Origin of the sequence: Edaphobacter paludis, assembly GCF_039993895.1 — a bacterium.
Classification (GTDB): Bacteria; Acidobacteriota; Terriglobia; order Terriglobales; family Acidobacteriaceae; genus Edaphobacter; species Edaphobacter paludis.
The window spans coordinates 961,363-986,249 of record NZ_CP121194.1; the positions used below are offsets into that span (position 1 = coordinate 961,363).

At 57.7% G+C, this 24,887-nt stretch carries 25 protein-coding genes; 22 read left to right on the top strand and 3 right to left on the bottom strand.

What is annotated here, in order from left to right; all coding sequences use genetic code 11:
* The first annotated feature begins 294 nt into the window (after positions 1-294).
* The 7 genes from nadA to P4G45_RS03855 all read left to right on the top strand — a co-directional run bounded on the left by nadA (position 295) and on the right by P4G45_RS03855 (position 6,245).
* Positions 295-1,446, top strand: a complete 1,152-nt coding sequence (nadA, locus tag P4G45_RS03825; protein WP_348268353.1) for a quinolinate synthase NadA — start codon at positions 295-297, stop codon at positions 1,444-1,446.
* Positions 1,447-1,467: 21 nt separating this feature from the next.
* Positions 1,468-1,905: a DUF2203 domain-containing protein gene (locus P4G45_RS03830; protein WP_348268354.1), complete on the top strand. Its 438-nt coding sequence runs from the start codon at positions 1,468-1,470 to the stop codon at positions 1,903-1,905.
* A gap of 59 nt (positions 1,906-1,964) precedes the next feature.
* The gene (locus P4G45_RS03835) at positions 1,965-2,828 is read left to right on the top strand and encodes a hypothetical protein (RefSeq protein ID WP_348268355.1); all 864 of its coding nucleotides are present in this window, start codon (positions 1,965-1,967) and stop codon (positions 2,826-2,828) included.
* A gap of 90 nt (positions 2,829-2,918) precedes the next feature.
* Entirely contained in the window at positions 2,919-3,341 is a 423-nt protein-coding gene (locus tag P4G45_RS03840; RefSeq protein ID WP_348268356.1) for a transcriptional repressor, read from the top strand.
* Positions 3,342-3,419: 78 nt separating this feature from the next.
* Positions 3,420-4,916, top strand: a complete 1,497-nt coding sequence (locus tag P4G45_RS03845) for a catalase (RefSeq protein ID WP_348268357.1) — start codon at positions 3,420-3,422, stop codon at positions 4,914-4,916.
* Positions 4,917-5,079: 163 nt separating this feature from the next.
* Positions 5,080-5,619 carry a peroxiredoxin gene (locus P4G45_RS03850; protein WP_348268358.1) on the top strand — a complete coding sequence of 180 codons (540 nt, stop codon included), beginning with the start codon at positions 5,080-5,082 and terminating at the stop codon, positions 5,617-5,619.
* Between the two features lie 80 nt (positions 5,620-5,699).
* Entirely contained in the window at positions 5,700-6,245 is a 546-nt protein-coding gene (locus P4G45_RS03855) for a carboxymuconolactone decarboxylase family protein (RefSeq protein ID WP_348268359.1), read from the top strand.
* 54 nt (positions 6,246-6,299) lie between these two features.
* Here P4G45_RS03855 and P4G45_RS03860 read toward each other — a convergent pair whose 3' ends face one another.
* On the bottom strand, positions 6,300-7,349 hold the full coding sequence (locus tag P4G45_RS03860; RefSeq protein WP_348268360.1) for a M28 family peptidase: 1,050 nt from the start codon (positions 7,347-7,349) through the stop codon (positions 6,300-6,302).
* Between the two features lie 38 nt (positions 7,350-7,387).
* On the opposite strand from P4G45_RS03860, the gene P4G45_RS03865 reads away from it, so the two are divergent.
* From P4G45_RS03865 to P4G45_RS03875, 3 genes are all read left to right on the top strand, one after another.
* A complete protein-coding gene (locus tag P4G45_RS03865) occupies positions 7,388-8,614 on the top strand; it encodes a beta-propeller fold lactonase family protein (protein ID WP_348268361.1) in 1,227 nt (408 codons plus the stop codon).
* Positions 8,615-8,832: 218 nt separating this feature from the next.
* A complete protein-coding gene (locus P4G45_RS03870) occupies positions 8,833-9,939 on the top strand; it encodes an SH3 domain-containing protein (RefSeq protein ID WP_348268362.1) in 1,107 nt (368 codons plus the stop codon).
* Positions 9,940-10,003: 64 nt separating this feature from the next.
* Positions 10,004-10,678 (top strand): MgtC/SapB family protein, encoded by a 675-nt coding sequence (locus P4G45_RS03875; protein WP_348268363.1) that lies wholly within the window; start codon positions 10,004-10,006, stop codon positions 10,676-10,678.
* A gap of 146 nt (positions 10,679-10,824) precedes the next feature.
* Here the strand turns inward: P4G45_RS03875 and P4G45_RS03880 are convergent, their stop codons facing one another.
* Complete coding sequence (locus P4G45_RS03880; protein WP_348268364.1) at positions 10,825-11,979, bottom strand: DegT/DnrJ/EryC1/StrS family aminotransferase; 1,155 nt, start codon at positions 11,977-11,979, stop codon at positions 10,825-10,827.
* A gap of 259 nt (positions 11,980-12,238) precedes the next feature.
* Between P4G45_RS03880 and hfq the strand changes: the two genes are divergently transcribed.
* From hfq to atpC, 9 genes are all read left to right on the top strand, one after another.
* A complete protein-coding gene (gene hfq / locus P4G45_RS03885; RefSeq protein ID WP_348268365.1) occupies positions 12,239-12,586 on the top strand; it encodes an RNA chaperone Hfq in 348 nt (115 codons plus the stop codon).
* A gap of 74 nt (positions 12,587-12,660) precedes the next feature.
* Complete coding sequence (gene hflX / locus P4G45_RS03890) at positions 12,661-14,052, top strand: GTPase HflX (RefSeq protein ID WP_348269210.1); 1,392 nt, start codon at positions 12,661-12,663, stop codon at positions 14,050-14,052.
* A gap of 343 nt (positions 14,053-14,395) precedes the next feature.
* Entirely contained in the window at positions 14,396-14,866 is a 471-nt protein-coding gene (locus tag P4G45_RS03895) for an ATP synthase F0 subunit B (RefSeq protein WP_348268366.1), read from the top strand.
* A gap of 23 nt (positions 14,867-14,889) precedes the next feature.
* A complete protein-coding gene (locus P4G45_RS03900) occupies positions 14,890-15,597 on the top strand; it encodes an ATP synthase F0 subunit B (protein ID WP_348268367.1) in 708 nt (235 codons plus the stop codon).
* Positions 15,597-16,136, top strand: a complete 540-nt coding sequence (gene atpH, locus P4G45_RS03905) for an ATP synthase F1 subunit delta (protein WP_348268368.1) — start codon at positions 15,597-15,599, stop codon at positions 16,134-16,136. Before P4G45_RS03900 ends, atpH begins: the two co-directional genes overlap by 1 nt.
* Positions 16,137-16,194: 58 nt before the next feature.
* Positions 16,195-17,751: a F0F1 ATP synthase subunit alpha gene (gene atpA / locus P4G45_RS03910; protein WP_348268369.1), complete on the top strand. Its 1,557-nt coding sequence runs from the start codon at positions 16,195-16,197 to the stop codon at positions 17,749-17,751.
* Between the two features lie 3 nt (positions 17,752-17,754).
* On the top strand, positions 17,755-18,846 hold the full coding sequence (locus tag P4G45_RS03915; protein WP_348268370.1) for a FoF1 ATP synthase subunit gamma: 1,092 nt from the start codon (positions 17,755-17,757) through the stop codon (positions 18,844-18,846).
* Positions 18,847-18,898: 52 nt separating this feature from the next.
* The gene (atpD, locus tag P4G45_RS03920) at positions 18,899-20,341 is read left to right on the top strand and encodes a F0F1 ATP synthase subunit beta (protein WP_348268371.1); all 1,443 of its coding nucleotides are present in this window, start codon (positions 18,899-18,901) and stop codon (positions 20,339-20,341) included.
* Positions 20,342-20,343: 2 nt separating this feature from the next.
* Positions 20,344-20,778 carry an ATP synthase F1 subunit epsilon gene (atpC, locus tag P4G45_RS03925; protein ID WP_348268372.1) on the top strand — a complete coding sequence of 145 codons (435 nt, stop codon included), beginning with the start codon at positions 20,344-20,346 and terminating at the stop codon, positions 20,776-20,778.
* Positions 20,779-20,908: 130 nt separating this feature from the next.
* On the opposite strand, the gene aroE is transcribed toward atpC, so the two are convergent.
* Positions 20,909-22,495 (bottom strand): shikimate dehydrogenase, encoded by a 1,587-nt coding sequence (aroE, locus tag P4G45_RS03930; protein ID WP_348268373.1) that lies wholly within the window; start codon positions 22,493-22,495, stop codon positions 20,909-20,911.
* Positions 22,496-22,630: 135 nt separating this feature from the next.
* Between aroE and pgeF the strand changes: the two genes are divergently transcribed.
* The 3 genes from pgeF to P4G45_RS03945 all read left to right on the top strand — a co-directional run bounded on the left by pgeF (position 22,631) and on the right by P4G45_RS03945 (position 24,651).
* Complete coding sequence (pgeF, locus tag P4G45_RS03935) at positions 22,631-23,479, top strand: peptidoglycan editing factor PgeF (RefSeq protein WP_348268374.1); 849 nt, start codon at positions 22,631-22,633, stop codon at positions 23,477-23,479.
* A 196-nt stretch (positions 23,480-23,675) separates the two neighbouring features.
* A complete protein-coding gene (locus tag P4G45_RS03940; RefSeq protein WP_348268375.1) occupies positions 23,676-24,248 on the top strand; it encodes a TIGR03118 family protein in 573 nt (190 codons plus the stop codon).
* 94 nt (positions 24,249-24,342) lie between these two features.
* On the top strand, positions 24,343-24,651 hold the full coding sequence (locus P4G45_RS03945) for a hypothetical protein (protein ID WP_348268376.1): 309 nt from the start codon (positions 24,343-24,345) through the stop codon (positions 24,649-24,651).
* Positions 24,652-24,887 lie beyond the last annotated feature (236 nt).

Below are 24,887 nucleotides of genomic sequence, written 5' to 3' on the forward strand. Positions count from 1 at the left end.
ACGCATTGCAGAACTGAGGCTGATAGCTTCTAAAGCTGAATCTACGAGGAAATGCATCTTTTGGATGCGGTCTTCGTCCAATGAACACGAGCGGCAATGATGGCCGCGAGAGCAGTAAAGAGTAGTAAGGGTTGCAACATCCCCGTGGGTTGGGGGACGGTTTGAAACGGGCCGCCCAGCGAATCCTCTGCAACTTCGGTAGTTCATGCTTTCAACATCCCCGTCTCGGAGGCGAAAGAGGGCGCCGGCGCCAGCCGACACCTAACGACCTCGTGAGACTGAAGGCGGAGTGTATTGAACGGACTCATGGAAGAGGTCGCGGCAACGGCCGTGGCAGATCGTGTTGCGGATACGTGTTCTCTCGACAATTACCTTTCGCAACCTGATCACACGATGGATGCGCGCATTGCAACTGCTCGCGCGGCGCTGGGCACCGATGTCGTTCTGCTGGGGCACCACTATCAGCGCGACGAGGTCATCCGGTTTGCGGACTACACCGGCGACAGCTATAAGCTGAGCAAGGCGGCGGCAGAGACCAACGCGAAGTACATGCTGTTCTGCGGCGTGCACTTTATGGCCGAGACAGCGGATATTCTCGCTCAGCCGTGGCAGCAGGTGATTCTGCCGGACCTGAACGCTGGCTGCTCGATGGCCGATATGGCCGAGATTGGGCAGGTAGAAGATTGTTGGGATTCGCTGGAGCGTGCCGGGCTGACCGATGAGGCTTCGGGTGGATTGATTCCACTGACTTATATGAACTCGGCTGCGTCGATCAAGGCTTTTTGCGGAGAGCGCGGAGGGTTGGTCTGTACTTCTTCGAATGCTCGCGGTGCCTTCGAGTGGGCGTTTGCGCGGGCTGGGAAGATTCTGTTTCTGCCAGACCAGCATCTGGGACGGAACACGGCGTTTGCGATGGGGATTCCGCGGGAGCAGATGGTGGTTTGGGATCCTTACCAGATCAATGGCGGGGTGAGTCCTGATCGGTTGAAAGCTGCCAAGGTGATCTTGTGGAAGGGGCACTGCTCGGTGCATCAGCGGTTTCTGCCGGAGCATGTGGATCGCGTACGCCGCGAGGAGCCCGGGATGCAGGTGATCGTGCATCCGGAGTGCCGCTGGGAAGTTTGCCAGAAGGCCGATGCGGTTGGCTCGACGGAGCGAATTATCAAGTGCATCGAGGACGCTCCCGAGGGTTCAAGCTTTGCCGTGGGCACGGAGATTCATCTGGTGAACCGGCTGGCGAAACGGTTTGCGCCGCTGGGCAAGCGTGTGATTACGCTCGACGATGCGGGATGCCTGTGTACGACGATGTATCGCATCTCGCCGCAGCACCTGGCATGGGCGCTGGAGAATCTTGTTGAGGGACGTGTAGTGAATCGCATCAAGGTGGAAGATGATGTGAAGCAGTGGTCTCGTGTCGCCTTGGACCGGATGTTGGAGATTTCGTGAGGTTTGTGAGAGGGAAGGGCCGTGAGTAAGACGTTTACGTTAGGCGAGGCGCAGACAATGCTGCGGGTGTTGGAGGCGTTGCTGCGAAAGGCGCAGGGGGCAGGATTGCGTGCCGGTGAGTTGGAGATGGGGATGCAGCAGTTGAGCTACCGCATCCATCTTTCGGGCGGCATGAATGTGAATGTGACGGCTGCGGCGCGACGACGTGCGGAGCGCGACAAGGCTGCGCAGGAGGCTGCAGACACGCTGGGCGAGATTGAAGCGATTGGCGTGCAGGTGCAGGACCTGGAGGAAGGATTGCTCGATTTTCCGTGCGTGAAGGATGGGAAGACGGTGATGCTTTGCTGGAAGCTGGGCGAGGACTCGATTACGCACTGGCACGAGCCTGAAGATGGCTTTGCGGGACGGAAGCCGCTCGATGCCGGATTTGGCAAGCCGGAGCGGGAACAATTGAATTGAAGATTTTGGTAGGACGGCTGGGCTAGTCTAATGTCAGACCGATGAGGACTGACGCGACGATGAGACAAGGCCAGTGCAGCGCATTGTGGGTGAAGACATTCGTGGTGATTGTGGTCTGTCTGGCATTGCAGACAGCGCATGCGCAGGATAACTACGAGATTCAGGTCTATGGCGCTGAGACGGTTCCGGCCAAAAATACCATGGTGGAACTGCATAGCAACTTTACGGTGGATGGGTCGAAGGCAGTGCCGGGATCGCGTTATGCGGCGGATGGAACTTTTCCCACGAACCATGCCGAGCATGAGACGGTGGAGATTACGCAGGGTGTAACAAACTGGTCCGAGGTGGGCTTCTACATTTTTACGAGTGCAAGCGGAGCGACGGGATACCAGTGGGTGGGAGATCATATTCGGCCTCGGGTGCGGGTGCCGGATAGCTGGAAGTGGCCTGTGGGCGCCAGCCTCTCGATGGAGGTGGGATATCAGCGAGCGCGGTTTTCGCCGGATACATGGACGCTGGAGATACGGCCCATTGTGGATAAACAGATCGGGCGATGGTACTTCGCCTTCAATCCGGCAATGGATAGAAGTTTTCAAGGGCCGGGGACGAGCCAGGGCTTGACGTTCAGTCCGAATGTGAAGGTGAGCTACGACTTCACGAAGAAGATAACAGGCGGCCTGGAATATTACGCCGCTTATGGAGATTTGGCCGGGTTCGATAGTTTGCACGATCAGCAGCAGCAGATCTTTCCGGCGATTGATCTTAATTTATCGCCGAAGTGGGAGGTCAACTTCGGGGTCGGAATCGGTCCCACTGCATCTACTGATCATTGGATTGTGAAAGGAATTATTGGCCGCAGATTCACCTTCGGGCACCGTGACCGAGAGGCAGGAAAGACCACGGAGACGAAGCCAAAGCAATAGTTTGGTAAAGAGCAGGTCAATATGTGCTTGTGGATAACTTAGTTTATCAAATAATAATAATTATCGTTTGATATAGGGTACACTTGCTGGGTGCAGACTGCCGCCGCCAAGACGTTTCGTGAGCTTTGTGCTGAACATGGCATTGCCGTGACGCACCAGAGGCAGGTGCTGTACGAAGTGATGCAGGGAATGAGTGGGCATCCCAGCCCGGAAGAGGTTTATGCGCGGGTGAAGAAGAAGATTCCTGCTATCTCGTTAGCTACGGTTTACAAGAATATTAATCTCTTCGTGGAAAGCGGCGTCTTTCGCAAGATGAGCATGCATCATGGATCGGTGCGCGTGGAGATGAACAGCGAGGCACACCATCACATGGTGTGCTCGAAGTGTAAAGCGATCACCGATATAGGGGAACAAGAGTTGGGGTTGGTGTCGAAACGCACGCGTCTGCCGGGCGGTTTTCTGGTGGAGCGGTATGCGGTTGATGTAATTGGTCTGTGTCCGAAGTGTCAATAAGTCAGTAAGAAATCAGTAAGCCAGAGTGAACAGCGTAAGTCAGACGGGCCAAGGCCCGGAGAGATTTCGAGGTGATATATGGCAGACGAGAAGAAGAGCAAGATATTGACGACCGACGTTGGCCGGCCTGTAGGCGACAACCAGAACTCACTCACCGTGGGCCCGCGTGGGCCTATTGTGTTTGACGATTACCTGTTGTTTGAGAAGATGGCGCACTTCAACCGTGAGCGGATTCCGGAGCGCGTCGTTCATGCGAAGGGTTCGGGTGCGTATGGGACATTTACCTGTACCAATCCGGACATGAAGAAGTACACCACGGCGAAGTTATTCGATACTGTCGGCAAGAAGACGCCGACGCTGCTGCGTTTTTCGACTGTTGGCGGCGAAAAGGGCTCGGCGGATACGGAGCGCGATCCTCGCGGCTTTGCGTTGAAGTTTTATACGGAAGAGGGAAATTGGGATTTGGTCGGCAATAACACGCCGGTGTTTTTTATCCGCGATCCTTTGAAGTTTGGCGACTTTATTCATACGCAGAAGCGTGATCCTGAGACGAACTTGAAGTCGCCGCGCATGATGTGGGACTTCTGGTCGCTCTCGCCGGAGAGTCTGCACCAGGTGACGATCCTGTTCAGCGATCGTGGAACGCCGAAGGGTTTTCGCCATATGAATGGCTATGGCAGCCACACGTTCTCGCTGATCAACGCGAACAATGAGTTGTTCTATGTGAAATACCACTTCAAGACGAAGCAGGGAATCGATAACTTCACTGCCGAAGAAGCCAACCACATGAAATCGGTGGATATGGATTACTCGCAGAGCGACCTTTTTCATTCGATCGAAAAGGGTGACTTCCCGAAGTGGACGGTGCAGATTCAGATCATGCCCGAGGCTGAGGCGGCGACGTATCACATCAACCCATTCGATCTCACCAAGGTATGGCCGCATGGCGACTATCCAGTGATTGAGATCGGCGAGTTGGAATTGAATCGCAATCCGAAGAACTACTTTGCGGAGATTGAGCAGTCTGCGTTCGAGCCGCGCAATGTTGTGCCGGGCATGGGATTTTCTCCCGACAGGATGTTGCAGGCGAGGCTTATCAGCTATCCCGATGCGCACCGTTACCGGCTGGGAGTGAACTATGAGTCGTTGCCGGTGAACCAGCCACAATGCCCGTTTGCGACTTATCATCGCGATGGCTCGATGGTTTATGGAGACAACGGTGGTAACTCGCCTAACTACGAGCCAAATAGTTTCGGTGGCCCGAAGGAAGATCCAAAGTACAAAGAGCGGCCTACCACCTATGCGAATGCAACGGTAGCGCGGTATGACCATCGCGAACTTGATGGCGATTATTACACGCAGCCGGGGAACTTATTCCGACTGCTGAAGCCCGATGCTCAACAGCGGTTGTGCAGTAACATTGCGGCCGGGTTGGGGCAGGTGGAGCAACGGATTCAAGACTTACAGATCAATCATTTTTATAAGTGCGATCCTAAGTATGGTGAAGGTGTGACCAAGGCAATAGGACGTAAGATTGAAGAGATCGTAAAGAAGGAAGAGTTGGTAAACGCATAATAATTCAGCTGCTTCAAAGTAGGCGAAAATGGCCTGTTTACAGGCCATTTTCGCTATTCAGTACCTTATTTTCCTGATAAAATTGTACAGATAGATTGATGCCGTTTTACCGGTTTTTCCGATGAGCGGAAGGCCTGCAACTGTCTCTAAAAGGAGTTACTACATGTTACAAATTGGCGAAAAGTTTCCTAGTTACAGTGTTACGGCTACTGTTTCAACCGATAAGGATGAAGCAAAGGCGTTTACTACAATTACCGACGAATCTTATCCGGGTAAGTGGAAGCTGTATTTTTTCTGGCCGAAGGATTTTACGTTTGTATGCCCGACCGAGATTGCGGCCTTCGGAAAGTTGAATGGCGAGTTTGCGGATCGCGATTGCCAGATACTTGGCGGCAGCACCGACAATGAATATGTCCACGCTGCGTGGCGTACTCATCATGCCGATCTGAAGGACCTGCCCTTTCCGATGCTGTCGGATATCCGTCGCGATCTTTGCGGCCAACTGGGCATCTTGGATGAGCAGGCAGGAGTGGCGCAGCGGGCAACTTTCATCGTGGACCCGGAGAACGTGATTCGGTTTATCTATGTCACGGACCTATCGGTAGGCCGTAATCCGCAGGAGGTTTTGCGCGTGCTGGATGCGCTGCAGACCGATGAGCTGTGCCCCTGCAACTGGCAAAAGGGTGAATCTACGCTAGCGTAGTGTTGAGTGGTCAGGCGCGGCTGCCGAAGCGGCCGCGCCTTTTCTGTAGGATGAACCCGCAACGGGAGAGGATGGCAGAGATGGCATTGGAAGATTTGATCAGCGAGTTGCCCGCGTATGCGAAAGACTTGAAGCTGAACTACTCGTCGCTGGTGAAGCAGAATACCGAATTGACTCCGCAGCAGTTGTGGGGGACGGTCGTGGTGGCTGCGATTGCTACGCGAAGCGCAGAGCTGACGACGGAGGTGATCGCAGAGGCTGAGACGGTACTGAGCCCAACGGCGCTGGAGGCTGCGAAGGCCGCAGCGGCGATCATGGGGATGAACAATATCTACTACCGGTTTCATCATCTGACGAAGAATGAGAAGTATGCGACACTACCGTCGCGGCTGCGTATGAATGTGCTTCGCGGGCATTCCATTGAGCCGGTGGACTTTGAGCTGTGGTGCCTGGTGGTGAGCGCGGTGAATGCATGTGACAAGTGCGTTGATTCGCATGAAAAGGTGCTGCGGGAGAAGGGCGCGACGGAAGAATTGATCAATGCTGCGATCCGAGTGGCGTCGGTGATTCATGCTATTGGGGTTGTGTTGGACTCGGAGAAGGCTTCGCCCACCGCTACTGCTTAGGCATCGTATCTTCGCAAGGCGAGAAAGGACACGGGCATAGGCTCGCGTCCTTTTTCATTTGATGATTGCCTGATGCCAGGGCTTGCGTCCGAGATACCACTGCGGTTTCCATGTGGTGTTTGACAGCCAGTTGATCGGGGCGACCATGGAGGAGATGGCGTTAGTCATGTGGGTGAAGTCGATGGTGCGCAGTTTGTCGCTGGGCTGGTGATAGTCCTTGTGGAGGCCGAAGCTGGAGATGGTCTGCGCGATGATGCCCTGGAGGGCGAGAGCGTAGTTGTCGGAACGGCGAAAGAAATGCTGTCCGAAGTGGGGATCGTTGACCAGGTGAGCGCCGTGCCGTGTCAGTTCGGGGCCGAGATTGGTGCGGTTGAAGCCGGTGAGCCACAGCGTTCCGGCGGGAACAGCGGGATCGGGGCGGCCGATCATCTCGAATTCGAGATCGGTGATGATGCTGGTGAGCGGAACGGGCGGGTGGGCGAGGAAGGCGCGATTGCCGAAGCCGCCGATCTCTTCCGAGCCAAAGAGAGCGAAGACGATGGTTCGACTAGGGTGGCGTCCGGTGGCGAAAATGTGGGCGAGGGCTAGAACGGCGGTTGTTCCAGAGGCGTCGTCGTCGGCACCGTTGTAGATAGTGTCGCCGTTGACGGCGGGGCTAATGCCGAGGTGGTCGAGGTGCGCGGTCAGGAGGATGACTTCGTTGGGTGACGTGGTTCCGCGAAGGATGGCGATGGCATTCCAGGTCTCTCTGCGGGGCGTGTCTTCGAACTTGGAAAGGCGTTGCTTGATGTCCGCGGGAAGAGGATTGGGAAGCAGTGTCTTCTGCAGGAAGGTACCGTTGTCGCCGCCGGGTTCGAGGCCGAGAGACTGGAACTGCGAGGCTGCGAAGAGGGCCGCGATGTGCTCATCGCGTGTGGCGGAGCCGCGTCCGTGGAGCTCGTCGTCGGCCAGGAATGCCATGTCGGCGCGGATCTCGCGCTGAAGTTCGGGAAGAAGAGGCGCCGTTCGCGGGGCGCGTGAGTCCAACGATTGGATTCCCTGACCATAGAAGGCGGGAAGGGCAATGAGTATGCAGAGAAGCGCTGCAATTTTTGGGAGAGGCACGCTCCTGGACGAAGACATGGCGCAGATTATATCGGAGCGTGAGCGAGAATCATTTTGAGAAGCTCTCGCAGGCTGCGAAGATGATTGCAAGAGGTTTAAGAATGATGGGATGGGCCGAAAGAACGCGGTGGCTGATCTCTGCTGTTGCGGTGGTTGGGCTGACGGTTCTGACTGGGTGCGGTGGCTTTTTTGTTCCGGTCGTTCCGGTCCCTCCGGGATCGACGGGGAATTTTGTATACGTTGCCAACACGACGGGAGTTCCTCCGTCCGGAGCAAATTCAGCGACAGGCACGGTAAGCGGCTTTGCAGTGGGTACGGGGAAGTTGACGGGGGTGTCGGGTTCGCCGTTGACGGTGGGATATACGCCGCTTGCGATGACGGTGACGCGGGACAATAAGTTTTTGTATGTGGCGACGCTGGGCAACATCAATGTGTACACGATCAACGCCGACGGCTCGTTGACGGGCGCGAGCGGCGGCACGAGCGTCGCGATCGCGAATGTAGTTTCGATGGACGTGTCTCCCGATGGGCAGTGGCTGCTTGCTTTGGACGGCACGAGCCTGCAGGCACAGATCGATGTATTTCAGATCAATACGTCGACGGGAGCGTTGGCGGTGGCATCGAATGGAACCCTGGCGATTCCCAATGCGGTGATTGTTCCAAAGATGCTGAAGATATCTCCGAATGGGGCATATGTGTTTGCTGCGTTGGGGTCGGGCGGAGATGCGATCTTCACCTTCGATACATCGACGGGCACGGCGATTGGCGTTCTGAATCTCACCGTGTCGAAGACGACCAGCGATAACGGCCTCGCCGTCGACAGCGCTTCGGCGAACCTCTACATCGCTCGCAGTGGGACCGGCGGTGGCGTGCACGTCTTTGGCATCGGTTCGGGGGGGACGCTGAACGAGATTGCCGCCTCGCCTTTCGACTCCGGAGGGCAGGCGTATTCGGTGGTGTTGGACAATACGGGCAAGTATGCCTACGCAGCGAACCGGACGAACGGGACGATCTATGGCTATTCGATTGGTGCGGGCGCGGTGCTTACGGCGCTGGAAGGATCTCCATATACGAGTGGCAAGTTGGTGACGTCATTAGGGATGGATAGTACGGGGAATTATCTGCTGGCGGCGGCGTTTGGGGGTGGCCCTGACCTTTCGATGTACAGCTTCGATACGACTACTCCGGGAAAGCTGATTCTTGCGACCAGTACGACGACGGGCACGGACCCGACTGGGGCGATTGCGGTTGCGTTGACGCACTAGGGCAGTAACTCATCTTGTTCGTGCGAGGGATTGAGGCCAATCGATGAACAACGGCTCGTGACTTCAGTGCATCGGCCGGTAGTATGGATATAGCAGCCCCCGAGTTTTGCTGGAGTTTTAGAGCTATTTTTTCCTTTTTCTGTCAATCCGTTCCCAGACGATCCGTTCCCAGACGAAATGCAATTTGGCTTGCTGCCTGCGCGACGATGTCGGTGTGCGTGCTGATCAGTATCAGCGGCTGCTCGCGGCTGCGGCCAAAGCCGCCTCGTGAGTATGTGTACGTGACGGCGAAGAAGACCTATCTGCGCGACCGCGTGGCGGCGGTGTCGAACCGGACTGCCGATGTCGAGAATGGCGACAAGCTGCAGGTGCTCGACCATGGACGGCGCTTCCTCAAGGTGCAGACCGGCAAGGGCGAGCAGGGATGGATTAACGAGAAGCTGGTGGCGACGCAGGCCCTCTTCGACCAGTTTGCTGCGTTGACGAAGGATCATGAAAAAGATCCGGTGGTGGCGTCGGGCGTGGTGCGCGACGACGTTTATATGCACCTCACTCCGGGACGCGAGACGGAACACTTCTACCGGCTGGCCGAGGGCGAGAAGCTGAAGCTGCTGCGACGCGCTACGCTGCCGAAACCGCTGCCGCCGGGCCTTCGGCCGGTTGCGCCTGTGGTGGTGAAGGGCAAGGCTGTCGTGGCCGAGGCTCCAGCGCCTCCCGCGATGGACGACTGGTGGCTGGTGCGTGATGCCAGGGGCGACGCGGGCTGGGTTTATAGCAGGCTGATCGATGTGGATGCTCCGGATGCGCTGGTGCGCTATTCGGAAGGCCAGCGGATTGTCGGCGCGTATGTTCTGGCCAAGGTGTACGACCCTGAGGCTTCGCAGGACGATAAGAACATCGCTGAGTATGTGACGGTTACGAGTCCATATCAAGCCGGACTCCCTTATGACTTCAACCAGGTGCGCGTCTTTATCTGGAACGTGAAGAAGCACCGGTACGAGACTGCCTACCGCGACAAGAACATCGAGGGCTATCTGCCGGTGAAGGTGACCATGGCGAGTGACCCTTACGGTAAGGCTCCGGCATCGATGACTGTGGCTCCAACTTACAGCTATCGTGTGCTGGCCGACGATGCTTCGCCGGTGGTGCCCGATCCAGTGACAGGGGCAATTGTGCCGGGTAAGACCGTGCTGAAGACCTATCGGCTGGAAGGAAATCTGGTGCGGAGGGTTCTGTCTCCCAATGCGACGGCTCCGGAGGAGGCGCATCCTGAGCCGGTCGTGAAGAAGGCAAAGAAGGCCCCGAGGAGCAGGCGTAGGAGATAAGTCTCTCCAATGGTGCTGCAGTGGTATAAGTGGCTGTACGATTTACCGGCGACTGGGAGCACGGATGATTCTTCCCCCGCATGAGATTGCGCTGCGGCTGGTTACGGCCACGGTGCTGGCAGGCCTTGTCGGCCTCGATCGAGAACATCGCCGAAGCGCGGCTGGGCTGCGAACTCATGCTTTGGTGGGGATGTCGTCCTGCCTGCTGATGATCGTGTCAGCCTTTGGCTTCGCGGATATTCTGGGCACTCCCGGCGTGGGATTGGATCCGTCGCGTATTGCGGCGCAGATTGTGACCGGCATCGGTTTTCTGGGGGCGGGCACGATCATCGCTCACGGCGAATCGGTCCGTGGATTGACGACCGCGGCGAGTATATGGACGGTTGCCGCGCTTGGGATCGCAGTCGGCGGCGGCATGTATCGCGCTGCGATTCTTGCCACCGCGCTCGCTCTGATGGTGCTTCTGGTGATGCGACCGATAGAGCGGCGGTTGGACATGCGCTGGCGTAAGCAGACGATCAACGCGCTCTACGATCCCAAGATCGTTTCGCCGGAGGTAATTTTAGTAGCGCTTCGGCGCGTCAACCTTAGCGTTACAGGCCTCAGCGTAGAAGCGCAACCCGACAGTGGTAAAGAGCAGATTGAGATCACGCTCAGCCAGAGTGGGGCCGCGACTTTGCAGAATGCGCTGCAGGTCGTGGCTCAATTAGAGGGTGTGCAGAGCGCAAAGGCCGAATAGCCGCTCATGCGGGTGGAACATTTTTTGCAGATCGTATGGATTTTTCCCGATCTGGCGAAAGACGAATACCGAGGGCTCTCCACTGCCCAACCAACGGTCTCCCTGTATTTACAGAGATATCGTATTCATCAAAATATTGAAAATATTCAAGTGTAGAAAGTGGCGATGGCTTCTGCCACCGTCTGCTGTTCGTCGTCGCGTAGTTCGGGATAAATCGGCAGGGCGAGAACTTCGTCGGCTGCGGTTTCGCTGACGGGGAAGTCGCCGCGCTTGTAGCCGAGGTCGGCGAGGCTGGTCTGCAAGTGCAGCGGCAGAGGGTAGTAGATCTCGCTGCCAATTTGGCGGTCGCTAAGGTGCTGGCGCAGGGCGTCGCGTCGCGGTGCGCGGATGACGTACTGGTGGAAGACGTGCGTGGCGCGAGGATCGGTGACGGGTAGCACGATGCCTTCGTTGGGGGAGGTAGCGGTCAGTCCAGCATCGCGGAGCAGTTGATCGTAGCGTGCGGCGCGGTCCCGTCGCTGCTGGTTCCACTCGGGCAAATAGCGCAATTTGACTTCGAGTACGGCGGCCTGGATGGTGTCGAGGCGGGAGTTCCAGCCAACCTCGTCGTGGAAGTAGCGGCGGCGCATTCCGTGAGCTCGCAACATGCGAGCGCGCTCGTCGTATGCGTCAGAGAGCGTGGTCAGCAGGCCGGCATCGCCAAAGGCGCTGAGGTTCTTGGTGGGGTAGAAGCTGAAGGCGGCGAGGTCGCCGAGCGCTCCGGCTGGGGTGCCGTTCCAGGCCGCACCGAAGGCTTGTGCGGCATCTTCGATGAGGAGAAGGTTGTAACGCTGCTTCAGGGCATTGAAGGCGTCCCAATCGGCACACTGGCCGTAGAGATGAACGGGCAGGACAGCTTTGACATTGGCTCCGGCCGGAGTGTTCAGGACCCTTGCAACCGCATCGGCGGAGAGGTTGAAGGTCAAAGGATCTATATCTGCCAGAAGAGGTTGCGCACCGCAGCGCAGGATAGAGCTGACCGAGGCGAAGAAGCTGAAGGGGGTGGTAATAACGGCGTCGCCAGGCCCGATTCCGGCGGCGGCCATGGCCAGCCAAAGGGCGTCGGTGCCGCTGGCACAGCCGATGGCGTGGGGTGCTGCGCAGGCGGTCGCGGCCGCGTGCTCGAAGCTGGTGACCTGGGGGCCGTGGATAAATTGCTGGGAGTCGCAGACGCTTTCGATGGCGGTCAGGACTTCGGGGCGAATCGCGGCAAACTGGCGCGCAAAATCGAGCATCGGAACAGGTTGGGAGTTTTCTGCCACCCTGTCATGGTATATCCCAAGAAAGTGTGCAGGTGGCAGGCGTCCATTCCGGATCGAGCTGCGTCTAATAGACTCGGCGCGACCTAAGTGTAGCTATTGGGTCGCGCGAGTTGATAAAAGCAGCAGATGGTCGTATTGTTTGACAATCTTGGCTTCAGTCCCGGTTGCTAAAAAGACTGGGTTCATTGCTGAAGTAAATGCGGTATGGCGGACTTTTTACTGGAACAGAATTTAGCTCAAAGCTAAGGAGATCGGCACCATGGAATCAAAGCCGGCACAGAACATTCAGGACACTTTTCTCAATACGGTTCGAAAAGATAAGAGCCCGATTACGATCTATCTGGTAAGCGGCGTCAAGCTGACCGGGAAGATACGCTCGTTCGATAAATACTCGGTGCTGTTGGAGAACAACAGCCAGGAACAATTGATCTTCAAGCACGCCATCTCCACGGTGGTGAGCGGCCGCGCCGGTGCCCATTTGGAGCTGCGCTCGGACAGCAGGCCCGAGTCCCGACCTGAACCGAGGACGGGCATCCCCCACCCATCGCCGGCTGCCAGCGCACCTTCGCCAGAGGCAACTGGAACCCAGGGTACTGTTAATCGTTGATCAAAACTGGAAGTAAAGACGTAATCGCAGCCAAGCCTGCGCGGCGTAGTCTCGTTGCCGCGCAGGAGGCTGCGATGGTTGCCGCGCGCAGCTCGCAGGGCGCAGGCCAGAACGCCGAACGCGCCATACTTGTGGCGGTGGAGTTCACCGGGGAGCGGCGTAAGCTGACCTCGGCGGCGCGGCTCGCTCGCAAGGCAGCTGCGGTCTCTGCGGACTCCGGACAACTCGGCTTCGATGAAGGCGAAGTGGCTAAGGTGGCTTCGGTGCGCGCTGTCGATTTGGACTTTGACGCTTCGCTGGCGGAGTTTGAAGAGCTTGCCCGCAGCGCTGGGGCTGAGGTAGCGGCGACGCTGATTCAGCGGCGTGCACGGCCCGATCCGGCGACGCTGGTAGGGCAGGGCAAGCTGGAAGAGATTGAAGGCGTTCTGGCCTCGACGGGCGCGGACCTGGTGCTGTTTGACCATGATCTGACGCCTTCGCAGTTGCGCAATCTTGAAGCAAAGCTGCCATGCCGGGTGATCGACCGGACACAGTTGATTCTGGACATTTTTGCGCGTCATGCGCGTACTCGTGAGGGCCAGTTGCAGGTGGAACTCGCGCAACTGGAGTATCAGCTTCCGCGGCTTGCGGGCAGGGGCAAGGCGATGTCGCAGCTTGGCGGCGGCATCGGCACAAGAGGGCCGGGCGAGACCCAGCTCGAGACCGATCGCCGCAAGATCAACCTGCGCATCGACCATGTGAAGGAACAACTGGAGGCGGTGCGACGGATTCGGCGGCAGCAGCGACAGCGCCGGGAGGCGGTTCCGGTGCCAGTTGTGGCGCTGGTGGGCTATACGAATGCCGGAAAGAGTACGCTGTTCAACGCGCTAACGGAAGCAGGGGTGCTGGAATCATCCCGCATGTTTGCAACGCTCGATCCGAAGCTGCGGCAGTTGCAGCTTCCCTCGCGGCGCAAAATTTTGCTGTCGGACACGGTGGGATTCATTCGCAACCTGCCGCACACGCTGGTGACGAGCTTTCGGGCAACGCTTGAAGAGGTCGAACGCGCGGAGATTCTGTTGCACGTCCGGGATGCCTCCAGTCCTATGATGGATGAGCAGAAAGCGCAGGTAGAAAAGGTTTTGAGCGAGTTGGACATCACGAAAAAGCCCGTGATTGAGGTTTTGAACAAGGCCGACCTGCTGACTGTGGCGGATCGGGAACAGCTGACGGAGGGAATTCTGGTCTCGGGATTAAAAAAGCAGGGTCTGGAGGAGTTACTGGCGGCGATCGACGATGCGTTGGTTGTCGATCCGCTGATTCGGGTGCGACTTCGCATACCGCAATCGGAAGGCTCCATATTGGCAGCGCTGGAGGCTGGGGCTGTGCTTGAAAAAAAGCGGTTTGAGGGCAATCTGGCCTATATTACGGCGCGTGGGCCTGCATCGTTGCTTAATCGCTTCAGCAGATTCACGGAGCGTATTTAACTAGCATAGGTCGCCTGAAGGGGAGCGGAGGTGGTGTCCCAGTCACGCGACCTATGTGACCCAGAATATAGGGTCCGGGTGGTATCTTTCAGTTTAACCCCTTCGGGGCAAAAGTCAAAGGCCGATTTTGAAAAGTCGCGCCATCGTGAGACGAAAGATTTTGCAGGTTGAGGAAATGGCAAGATTGGCTCCTGCTGGTTTGACACTGTTGTAAACGCTTTGCTAGAACTAGATGTATCGCATCGAGCAAGTCAACCGCACACTCAACACCAAGTTGAATAAGATCAGTGTGGAAAATCAGACTGCGACAGGACTTCTGAGCGGCTGCTGCCGACCCTAATTCATGGACGAGATACTCAACCAACTCGGTGGACTTGTGCTCGGCTCCGTGCCGACCATGATCTTTTTTATTTTGCTCGTCATCACCTATGGGCTTCTGGTGAGGCGTCCGCTGGACCGCATTCTCGCCGAGCGGCGCGCTCGTACGACCGGAGCGGTCGAACAGGCGCGAGGGGCCATTGCCGCCGCGGAGGCAGAGACCTCTGTCTACGAGGACAAACTGCGCCAGGCCAAGGCTGAGATCTTCCACGCCCGCGACCAGAAATTGAAGCAGTGGAACGCGGAGCGCGATTCAGCTATCGAGGAAGTCCGCCGCGCCACGCAGCAACGGATCCTCGCGGCAAAGCAGGACATCGAGCAGAGCGCCACAAGCGCCCGAGCGCAGATCGAGGGCATGAGCGCTGAACTCAGCTCGCGCATTCTGAGCGCGGTGCTGCCCGCTGGCATAAGGCAGCCGGAAGAGGTTGCCCAGTGAAATTTCAGGCCAGACTTTCCCCAATGAAGCGACTTCTCCCCTCACTGATTGTGGCGACGCTGCTTTTCGCCCCCGCCTTTCACGCAGTCGCACAGCAGGCCACGGCCTCTGCCGACGGCGGCCGCATGAGCACGCCCGAGGCGCAGTCTCCGGAGAAGAACCAACAGGAGAAGGACGAGAACGACGAGTATCGCCACTCCCCCGCGGTACGGGCTCTGGGCGCTAAGCTGGGCATGAACGCCGAGCAGGCAGCGACAGCGTTCACAGTTGCCAATTTCATTGTGCTCGCAATTCTGGTCGGCTGGTTCCTGCTCAAGACGCTGCCCAAGACCTTCCGTGACCGCAACACCGCAATCCAGAAGCATCTGGTCGATGCGCGCACTGCCACCGAAGAGGCCAGCGCCCGGTTGAATAGCGTTGAGAGCCGCCTGGGCAAGCTCGACGAACAGATTGCCGCTATGCGCGCCCAGGCCGAGAAGGATTCGGCACTCGATGAACAGCGCATCAAGGCCTCGGTTGAGGAAGAGAAGCAGAAAATTCTGCGCGCTGCCGAGCAGGAAATTTCCGCAGCAACGGTCACTGCCCGCAAGCAGCTTCAGCAGTACGCTGCCGACCTGGCCATTGAGCAGGCTGCACGCAAGCTTGTGGTCACGGCAGAGACCGACCGCCTGCTGGTGCAGGGTTTTGCCCGCCGTCTGACTGGCGAAGACTCGAAGGGCGGAGAAAACTAATGTCCGCTCTTACTCTTCGTTATGCCCATGCATTCGCCTCGGTGGCGGCATCCAACCATCTGGATTCAAATGCCGCCCAGCAACAGCTGCGCGACTTCAGCGAAACCCTCGCCGACAGTCATGAACTGCGGGAAGTCCTGATGAATCCGTCGATCGTCAATGAACAGAAGTTGAAGATTCTTGATGCTATTGTCAGCCGCATTGGCATGATCCCGCAGGTGCGGAACTTTCTCGCCGTCATTATGAATCACCAACGTCTTGCCGAGTTGGACGAAATCATTACGGAATACCACGAGATTGCAGATGAACAATCCGGTTTGGCGGAAGCCGAGATCACGAGCGCGCGTCCGCTGAATAACGAAGACCGCGTCGAGCTTGAGGCACAGGTGGCCAAAGTGGCCGGAGGCCGCGTTCGAGCAACGTACCGGGAAGATGCAGCCTTGCTGGGCGGGGCTGTGGTGCGCATCGGATCGACGGTCTACGACGGCTCGCTTCGGGGACAATTCCAGCAATTGAAGCGAAAACTGGTCAACGCCTGAGTTTCGTCAGCAACGACATCAAATTTTGAGATAGATACGAATCGAGTAGAAGGAAGACATGGCAAAGATCAAGGCTGATGAGATAACCGAACTGCTTCGCCAGCAGATTGAGAACTATGAGCAACGCATCCAGGTAGACGAGGTCGGCACGGTCATCTCGCTCGGCGACGGTATTGCGCGCGTCCACGGCCTCGACAAGGTCATGGCTGGCGAACTGATTGAATTCCCCCACGGCGTTGCTGGTCTCGCGATGAACCTCGACGAGGATCAGGTCGGCGCGGTGCTGCTCGGCGACTATACCGAGATTAAAGAAGGCGACCAAGTCAAGCGCACCGGCCGCATCATGTCCGTGCCCGTCGGCGAGGCCCTCATCGGCCGCGTGGTCAACGCGCTCGGCGAGCCTATTGACGACAAGGGCCCCATCAACACCGACAAATATCTCCCCGTCGAGCGCCTTGCTCCCGGCGTCATCGACCGCCAGTCCGTGCGCGAGCCCATGGCCACCGGCATCAAAGCCATCGACACGATGATCCCAATCGGCCGCGGCCAGCGCGAATTGCTGATTGGCGACCGCCAGACCGGCAAGACCGCCATCGCGCTCGACACCATCATCAATTCGGCGAAGAACAACCTCATCTGCATCTATTGCGCCGTGGGCCAGAAGCGTTCGTCGGTCGCGCAGGTCGTGCAGACGCTCGAAGAGTACGGCGCCATGGCTTACACCATTGTGGTCGCTGCCACTGCCTCCGAGCCCGCGCCCATGCAGTACCTCGCTCCCTTCGCCGCCACTGCCATGGGCGAATACTTCCGCGATAGCGGCAAGCATGCACTGATCATCTATGACGATCTCTCGAAGCATGCTGCCAGCTATCGTGAAATCTCGCTGCTGCTCCGCCGTCCGCCAGGCCGCGAAGCCTACCCGGGCGACGTCTTCTATCTCCACTCGCGCCTGCTCGAACGCAGTTCCAAGGTCTCGGACAAGCTCGGCGGCGGCTCGCTCACCGCGCTGCCCATCATCGAAACCCAGGCGGGTGACGTTTCGGCTTACATTCCGACCAACGTTATCTCCATCACCGATGGCCAGATCTTCCTCGAAACCGACCTCTTCAACTCGGGTGTTCGTCCCGCCGTCAACGTCGGCCTGTCGGTCTCGCGTGTCGGATTTTCTGCCGCCACTAAGGCGACCAAACAGGTAGGCGCCACGCTGAAGCTCGACCTCGCGCAGTATCGCGAGCTTGCCGCCTTCGCGCAGTTTGGTTCGGACCTCGACAAGGTAACGCAGCAGCAGCTGAACCGCGGTCAGCGTCTGACGGAGCTTCTCAAGCAGCCGCAGTTCCAGCCACTTTCGGCGGAGAAGCAGGTGGCAATTCTCTTCGCTGGCGTGAATGGATTGCTCGACGACGTGGAAGTGAGAGACCTTCGCGCCTTCGAGGACGGCTTTTATCCGTATCTCGAATCGGCGCAGGCGTCGATCCTTACCGATATCGCAACGAAGAAGGCACTCGATGACGATCTAAAGGCACGGCTCACTGTGGCCATCAAGGATTACAAGTCGAACTTTCTCGCCGGGATCAAGGATCAGAGAGAGCAGAAGGAAGCGGTCGCGGCTAAATAAATCATGGCAAACGTACTCGATTTACGGCGTCGCATCCGCAGTGTGAAGAACACGCGGCAGATCACGAAGGCCATGAAAATGGTGTCGGCGGCCAAGCTGCGCCGCGCGCAGGAGCGTGCCATGCTGGCGCGACCCTATGCGCAGATGCTGTCGAACGTATTGGAGTCGCTGGTACGCCGCACCGATCTCTACAACCCGCAGACCGGCGATGTGGTTCATCCGCTACTGGTCGAGCGGGAAGAGAAGAATGTTCTCGTCGTGGTCGTCGCCGGCGACAAGGGATTTGCCGGTGCCTTCAACTCGAACATCGTCAAGGCAGCGCAGGGCTTTATCGATGCTCGCCGCGCACTGGGGCAGACCGTCGATATCGAGCCGGTGGGGCGCAAAGCGCGCGATATGTTCCGCAAGCGCTATCCGGTGGCCAACTACGAGAAGAAGGAAGAGCACTACGACAACGATCTTGCGACCCACTTTGAGGTGATCCGGCATCGTGCGGCACCGATCGAGGTGACGGGCGACCATCCTACGATGCTGCTGAAGATCGAGATCGACGAAGTATCGGACATGGCCCACTCCATCATCGACCGCTATACGCGTTCGGAGATTGACTCGGTCTACGTGGTCTATAACGAGTTCAAGTCGGTCATCTCGCAGCGTGTCGTGGTCGAAAAGCTACTTCCGATTCGCAAGCTCGGCTCGCACGAGATTACTGTGGCCGAGGTCATGAGCGAAGAGCAGCGCGATGCGGCAGCTCATGCAGCGCGCACCGCGGGCATCACCATCACCGATCAAGGTGAGTCGGCGCTCGACGCCGAGGCAAAGAAGTTCGGCACTGCCGAGGTGGACTACATCTTCGACCAGGAGCCAGCACGGCTGTTCCGTCATCTGATGCCGCGCTATGTCACCACGCAGATCTTTCACGCGCTGTTGGAGTCGGTCGCGGCAGAACATGCCGCCCGCATGACGGCGATGGATTCAGCGACCAGCAACGCCGGAGATATGATCGACGCGCTCTCGCTCACGATGAACCGTGTGCGGCAGGCGGCGATTACGAAGGAAATTATTGAGATTGTGAGTGGCGCAGCCGCTCTGTAGACAACAGGCAATTTCTGTAACCAACAGGCAACTGCGGAAACGAAAGAGACTTATGGCAGACAACATTGGAAAAGTAATCTCGATCAGCGGCCCGGCCGTTGACGTTCAGTTCGAAGAGGCGCACATGCCGCCCATCTTCCAGGCGCTGCGCATCGTCAGCGAGGGCTTCGACGTTCCCACCCCGCTCGATGTCGTCGTCGAGGTACAGCAGCATCTCGGCGAAGGCCGCGTGCGCTGCATCGCGATGGTCGCCACCGAGGGCATGGTTCGCGGGATGAAGGCGATCGATACCGGCGCAGGCATCATGGTGCCGGTAGGCCGCGAGACGCTGGGCCGCGTGCTCAACGTGCTCGGGGAGCCAGTCGACGAGCTTGGCCCGGTCAACGCGAAGGTGCACATGCCCATCCATCGGCAGGCTCCCGCGTTCGACGAGCAGTCCACCAGCGAAGAGATGTTCGAGACCGGCATCAAGGTCATTGACCTCATCCAGCCCTTCCTTAAGGGCGGCAAAATCGGCCTCTTTGGCGGCGCTGGCGTCGGTAAGACAGTCATCATTCAGGAGCTCATCAACAACGTTGCGACCAAGCACGGCGGTTTCTCTGTATTCGCTGGCGTCGGAGAGCGTACGCGCGAGGGCAATGACCTCTGGATGGAGTTTCAGGAGTCCGGCGTTATTGACCTTAAAGACCTGCCCAAGAGCAAAGCAACGCTTGTCTATGGACAGATGACCGAGCCCCCAGGGGCGCGTCTCCGAGTGGCGCTCACCGGCCTCACCGTTGCGGAAAACTTCCGTGACGAAGAGGGTGCCGACACGCTGCTCTTCATCGACAATATCTTCCGCTTCACCCAAGCCGGTTCCGAGGTTTCCACGCTGCTTGGCCGTATGCCGTCCGCCGTAGGCTACCAGCCGAACCTCGCCACTGAGATGGGAGAACTGCAGGAGCGCATCACCTCGACCAAGAAGGGCTCGATCACGTCCGTTCAGGCCGTTTACGTACCTGCCGACGACTTGACCGACCCTGCGCCGGCGACGACGTTTGCCCACCTTGACGCAACTACGGTGCTCTCGCGTCCGCTGTCGGAGCTTGGTATTTATCCTGCTGTGGATCCTCTGGCCTCCACCTCGCGCATCCTCTCTCCGCGCATCGTCGGCCAGGAGCATTACGATGTCGCCCAGGGCGTCAAGAAGATCCTCCAGCGCTACAAGGACCTTCAGGACATCATCGCCATCCTTGGCATCGACGAGCTTTCGGAAGAGGACAAGATTACCGTCGCGCGGGCACGTAAAGTCCAGCGCTTCCTGTCGCAGCCCTTCCACGTGGCTGAGATCTTCACCGGTATTCCCGGTGCCTACGTCAAGGTCGAGGACACTATCCGAAGCTTCAAAGCGATCATCGAAGGCAAGCACGATGACATTCCGGAGCAGGCCTTCTATCTCAAGGGCGGAATCGAAGATGTGCTCGCCGCAGCAGAGAAGATGAAGCAGACGGCATAACCATGGCAGAGACAATCAGCAATACGGGGCAGTTAGCGGTCAGGCTGGTAACGCCGGACCGCGTCCTGCTGGACGCAACGGCAGATGCAGTCGAGCTGCCGTCCATGTCAGGCTATCTGGAGGCGCTTTACGGAGCGGCTCCGTTGCTTGCGGAACTCGGTGCAGGCGAGGTTCGGCTACACGGAGGCACCTCCGGTGATCAGAAGTTCTTCGTTGCGTGGGGATTTGTCGAGGTATTGCCGGAGCGTGTGACAATTCTGGCTGAGACTGCTCTTCATCCGGATGAGATCGATCGCAATGAAGCTCAGCAGGAGCTGGCTGAAGGCGAGAAGCTCTGGCAGGAAGCCGGTGACGACGGCGAGAAGTACGACGAAGCGAATGCCGTTACCCGCAAGGCCGAGGAGAAGCTGGCGTCAGCCGAGGGCAAGAGCCTTTAGCTTTCCGTCATTTCAATCGAAAAAGCCACCTCAAGACGAGGTGGCTTTTCTGTTTGTATTCTTTGGACGAAGGTCGCGTAAACAGCAGACCGATTAATCGAGGTTTCTCTCTTTCCTGAAAAATGCAATTTCAGGATGTTTTTTTCTTCGCTTTGGTGGGCGGCTCCGGGGCTTCCGGCGTGGCTTCCGCCTGCTGCCGCAGCGCGTGGATGACCACCCGCAGCATCTCCTCTTCGGGAGCCGGTTTGCCCGTCCAGATCTCGAACTGCCGCGCGCCTTGCTGCACAAACATCTCCACGCCAGTAATGATGGGAATACTCTGTTGCCGAGCCATTCGCAGCAGTGGCGTTTCGACCGGATTGTAGACAAGATCGAAGACCAGCTTGGTATTCAGATCTTTCGCTTCCAACATCTGCGCACCCTTCTGTCCGGCCATTCCAAGCGGGGTCGCATTGATAATCACGTCGAAAGAGGTCTTGGGCAATGCGTCTTTCTTGATGGTTTTGGAGCCGGACTGACGTGCCAGTTTCTGTGCCGTCTCCGGAGTGCGATTGAGGATAAACACGTCGGCACCCTTGTCCCGAACGCCGAAGACAGCAGCGCGGGCAGCGCCGCCCGCTCCCACAACCAGCACTTTGGCACCTCGGAGAGACAGCCGTTTTTCAAGCGGCCCGGTAATGCCGGCAACATCTGTGTTGAAGCCGTAAAGCTTGCCATCCGGCGCTCGTAGAACGGTATTGCAGGCGCCGATTTTCGTGGAAAGCGGATCGGTCTTCGCCAGGTGGGCCATGATCTCCTCCTTCAGCGGCATGGTCACGCTGATGCCCTGAATGGGGATCTCCTGCACAAGTTTGAGCAGGTCCGTAAGTTTTTGCGTTTGCAGAGCGAGATAGACGGCATTTACCGTTTCGCGGCGAAAAGCCGCATTCATCATGGCGGGAGAGAGCGAGCTGCCAATCGGATTGCCGGCCACTCCGTAGACCTTGGTGGCTGCATCTACCTGCTCGATGCGGTAGGTGTCGATGAGGGTGCGCGCGGCGATCTGGCCGGGACCAGTCTCTTCGCCAATCGTCGCGGCGGCAAAGGTAAAGGCGCTGCCAGCCCGGACACCAAGCACGCGGGAGATGATTCCAGCATCTCCCATGCAGATGCCGATGATGTTCGAGTGATCCTCCATGCGCTCGATGAAGCGCATGAGGGTCACATTGTCGTTGAGGGTCTTGGCAGTAGGAACGATCTTGTAGAAATCGGGATGGAACGGCTCAATGCGGTGATAGATGCCTTCAAGATCCTTGGTAGCGGAAAAATCGTGATGGCTGACAATGATTGCAATGCCTGTGTCGCGCAACTTCTGAAATTCGCCCTTCTTGAGGGCTTCTGCCGATTCTAGTTCGAGATCGACGATATGGAAGCCGCTTTCGGCTGCCTTCATGAGGATTTCGAGTTCGGCGGCGAGTGCGCCAGGGAACTTCCCTCCATTGGCTGCGCGTCGACAGGTTGCGATGCCAGTAGCGGCGGTATTTTCAGTGAAGAAATGCTTGAATTTAGGGAGAGCAGCAAGTGGCTTTTCGAGATAGTCGAGACGAAACTCGATAAAAGGGGTCTCTTTTACGACAGCGCTGGCTTTTTCAAGCATTTCGGCGGGCGTGGAGCCGGTTATAGCTACGCAGACTTTGCCGATACGGGAGCGGAGAAATTGGGGGGGTACGGTGGGCACATTCACTCTCATGTCTACAATCGCGGTATATTACAGTGCGATGGGTCAGGATGCAACTTTTGTTGAAAGAAAAGGGAGTTATCCGCGGTATGTTGCTGGTGCTTTGGACGCTGCGGGCAAAAGAAAGGTTATCACATGGCTGTTGGGAATAAAGAGGTAAGGATTGTGCAGGTTCAAGGGTGGAATTCCTATGAGTGGCTGCGGCATGGTTTTAGCAGGCGGGAGGGTGGCGTTTCCACGGTTTATGGCGGAAGCTCACTGAATCTTGGGTGGACGAAGGAAGATGATCCGACATTTATTGCAGAGAATAGACATCGTTTTTATGGTGCTTCTCAGGGCGATTCGAGGGGGAGAGATCAGTTTGAAGTGGTGACTTTGAAGCAGGTTCATTCAGTGGTGGTCCGGCCAATCCGTAAAGAGGATGGAGTATGGGAAGGGAAGTTGCAGACGACCGACGGAAGAGCCGTAATGGAGGGCGATGGGGCGGTGACCGACCTGCCGGGGGTGATGCTGGGGGTGCAGACGGCGGATTGCGTTCCGGTGCTGGTGGCGGATCTAAGCAAGCGAGTGGTAGGCGCGTTCCATGCGGGGTGGAGGGGTACCGTGGCACGGATCGTAGAGCGGGGAATTGAGACCATGCGGCTGGAATACGGATCGCGCCCAGAGGACCTGGTGGCAGCGGTGGGACCGTCGATTGGATCTTGCTGCTACGCGGTAGGGGAGGAGGTACGGTCTGGGTTTGAGTCTGGGTTTAGTTATGCTCGGGAGTTATTCATGGTGATGGGTGAGGGGCAGATGCATCTCGACCTCTGGGAGGCAAACCGGCGCCAGTTAATGGATGCCGGGGTGTCAGCAGAACGGATTACGGTGGTTGGGGAGTGTACGGCGTGCGCAGTTTCCGATGGGGGGAGGAAGTACTTCTCGCATCGAGCGGAGCATGGATTTACCGGACGAATGATGAGCGTAATTGGAGTAGTTGGGTAACGGAGGCGTGGGCGAGCAGGTGGGAATGAAATGACAAGCTGCTGACAAAGGGATGACATTTGCGGGTTGGATGTGAGCTTACTCTCGGTGTGTGACGCTGGGGTTACCGGATTTCGGCACCCGATTGGCGCACGAGGAGAACTCCATGACCAGCCTTCATAAGTCACAGTAGGCCTACGCGTCAGCCATATTGGGCTTGGCGCTCGCCATCGCGTGCTTCGGACAGAATGCGACTGCACAGACCACACAGCACTATAAACAGACGAACCTGGTGTCGAACCAGGCGTCGCTGGCGCCGACGATGGATGGCGCCCTGGTCAATTCGTGGGGCTTGGCCCGCAGCTCGACGAGTCCGTGGTGGGTGGCCGACAACGGAACCGGATTGTCGACGCTTTATAACGGTACCGGGGTGAAGCAGGGGCTTGTCGTAACCATCCCTACCGGTGACAATACGCAGTCGCCGACGGGCACACCCATGGGCGTCGTTTTTAACGGGGACAGCACGGCCTTTCTTCTGGCTCCGGGAAAGGCGGCTGCCTTCCTGTTCGTTACCGAAGATGGGATGATCTCCGGATGGAATCCAGGGGTGAACCTGAGCCAGGCTGTGATCGAGGTGAACCACAAGAGTGCATCGGTCTATAAGGGCGTGACGATTGCAACGGCGCAGACCGAGAGCGGGCCACAGGCTTACCTGTATGCGGCGGATTTTCGCCAGGGCCGGGTCGAGGTGTTCGATTCAACGTTTAAAGCGGGTGCAACTGCAGAGTGACAGGGACGACGAGAACTGGGGCAGCTTCGACCATCAGAAGGGAGAGGGGGAGGATGCAGGCAGTTTCGACGATCCGCGTCTTCCCAAGGGATAGGTGCCATTCAATGTGCAAAACATCGGCGGCAATATCATCTACGTGACGTTTGCGAAGCAGGACAGCGCCAGTTCGGAAAGCGGGGCAATTCTGGCGTTCGATCAGGTGACCGGCAAGTACAAAGGGATGCTGACAGGGACGGACAACAATCCGATCAACATCGATGGCCTATGGGCAATTGGCTTTGGCAACGATGCGAGCGCGGGGACGGCTACAACGCTTTACTTCATAGCCGGGCCGGACAATGAGGCCAATGGGCTGTTGGGGACACTGACTGCCGTGGAGAATGTACAGGGCAACCACCAGTAAAGGATCTACCGATGATGCCCGGCGCTCTTTGCGAGTGCCGGGCATCTGTCTTTAGAGCGCAGGAGGACATTTTGTTTGGAATGAGATGAGCTGACGGCGCTAGGAGCAGGCAGGTGAGCTGAGGGTTTTCGGCCGGCGGACGGTGACGGTGTAATCAGGGGCCCGGGGTTGGTATACTTAAGGGCTGCCGCAGTTCCTGCGAACTTCGATTGCGGTTAGGTGTCTATGTAGTGTGG